The sequence below is a fragment of the Thiohalocapsa sp. genome, assembly GCF_019695415.1.
Lineage (GTDB): Bacteria > Pseudomonadota > Gammaproteobacteria > Chromatiales > Chromatiaceae > Thiohalocapsa.
This window is the reverse complement of record NZ_JAIFKJ010000632.1, coordinates 1-1,962: the sequence shown is the minus strand read 5'-3', so window position 1 is coordinate 1,962 and position 1,962 is coordinate 1. Positions and strand designations below refer to the sequence as shown.

The following is a 1,962-nucleotide window of genomic DNA, read 5'->3' as shown; positions in this document are numbered from 1 at the left end:
CCCCAAGCGAAGGCGCGTCCCCTCGAGCCTACTTCTCGTGGACGTACCGCCCCGGCGCGTCCTCCAGTGGCGCCAGCCCGGCCTCGCGGTTGCCTATCGCCGGCGGCGTCACTGGGTTACCGGAGCGCAGGGCGAGCCAGGCCTGCCATTCGGGCCACCAGCTTCCATCTTGCTGCCGGGCTCTCACGTACCAGTTATCCGGTGCGCGGTAGGGCTCATGCTCCGAGGCCGTGTGTACACGGTAGCGCCGGCCTCGGTGCCCCGGCTCGCTCACGATGCCGGCATTGTGGCCGCCGTTGGTCAGCACGAAGGTGATCTCGGTGTCGCTCAACAGGTGAATCTTATAGACCGAGCGCCACGGCGCGATGTGGTCTTTCTCTGTGCCGACGCAGAAGATGGGTACCTTGATGTCGACCAGCGCCACCGGCCGGCCCCCGACCTCGTAGCGGCCGTTGGCCAGGTCGTTTTGCAGGAACAGCCGGCGCAGGTACTCCGAGTGCATGCGATAGGGCATGCGCGTCGCATCGGCGTTCCAGGCCATGAGGTCGAACATCGGCTGGCGTTCGCCGAGCAGGTATTCGGTGACCATGCGGGACCAGATTAAATCGTTGGAGCGCAGCATCTGGAAGGCGCCGGCCATCTGCTTGGTGTCCAGATAGCCCTGAGCCCACATGATGTCTTCCAGGTAGCTGACCTCGCTTTCGTCGATAAACAGCTCGAGCTCGCCCGGCTCGGTGAAGTCCACCTGGGTGGCGAGGAAGCTCAGCGTGGCAAAGCGCGCGTCGCCGTCGCGCGCCATGCGCGCCGCCTCGATCGCCAGCAGGGTGCCGCCGAGGCAGTAGCCGACGGCGTGTATCTTTTGATTGGGCACGATTTGGTTGATCGCACGCGTGACATACTCGATGCCGTTGCGCCGATAGTCCTCCATCGAGAGGTCGCGGTCCGCCTCGCCAGGGTTGTGCCAGGAGACGCAGAACACCGTGTGGCCCTGGTCGCGCAGCCAGCGGATCAGCGAGTTCTGCGGCGAGAGGTCGAGGATGTAGTACTTCATGATCCAGGCCGGCACGATCAGCACCGGCGCGGGGTGAACGTGCTCCGTGCTGGGCTCGTACTGGATCAACTCGACCAAGTGGTTGCGGTAGACCACCTTCCCCGGCGTCACCGCCACTGCCTCGCCGGGACGAAAACGCTCGGCGCCGACCGGCGGGGCCCCGTTCAGGCGTCGGCGGGTGTCCTCCATGAAGTTCTGCAGGCCAGCAACGAAATTGGCGCCGCCCGAGCGCAGCGTGGCATCGATGACCTGCGGATTGGTCGCCGGCAAGTTTGACGGCGACATGAGGTCGAGCAGCTGGCGCACCAAAAACTGCGTCCGCTCCTCATGCTCGCGTGAGACGCCGCGAATACCGTTGATCGCGTTCCACCACCACTGTTGCTGGAGCAGAAAGCTCTGATAAAACAAGTTGAATGGCCAGGATCGCCAGCGCCTGTCGTCGAAGCGGTGATCGTGCGGCAGCGGCTGAATGCAGGGCGGCGTCTTGGGGTCGGCGGCAGACTCGACGGCATAGATGGCCAGCCGCGTCGCCTTGCGCAATGCCTTGACACCAAGCTCCGCCTGCTTGCCGGGCGAGATCGCTAGATGGAAGGCCCAGTCCGCGAAGGCCTTGCTGACCGATGCCGGCGACAGGTTCCCGGTGAGGCGGCCCATGTTTGCATGGACCAAGCGATCCAACGCGTCAATACCCACGGGCATTGGAATGAACGAGCGTGGCCCGGTCTCGGCGTCTTGCTCCTCGCGCGAGCGGTGACGCGCCGGGGCGCTGCGGGCCGCCAACGATGTGGGCTCGGGCTCGCGCTCCCGGCGACTGGCCGGGTGGGGCGTGGTGCTGAGGGCGTCCCCTTTAGTGTGGCCGCGGCCATGCCCCGCCCGGACGTCTGCCTCGGTGTCGTTCTGTGTCATGCTGC

1 protein-coding gene is annotated in these 1,962 nt (G+C 65.7%); it reads right to left on the bottom strand.

Going from position 1 to position 1,962, the window contains the following annotated elements; all coding sequences use genetic code 11:
* Positions 1-28: 28 nt before the first annotated feature.
* Positions 29-1,957 carry an alpha/beta fold hydrolase gene (locus I6U14_RS17255; protein WP_296900983.1) on the bottom strand — a complete coding sequence of 643 codons (1,929 nt, stop codon included), beginning with the start codon at positions 1,955-1,957 and terminating at the stop codon, positions 29-31.
* Positions 1,958-1,962 lie beyond the last annotated feature (5 nt).

What these genes read in the sequence shown, in the direction of transcription:
- I6U14_RS17255 (WP_296900983.1), bottom strand. Translation starts at nt 1,957, where the DNA reads ATGACACAGAACGACACCGAGGCAGACGTCCGGGCGGGGCATGGCCGC.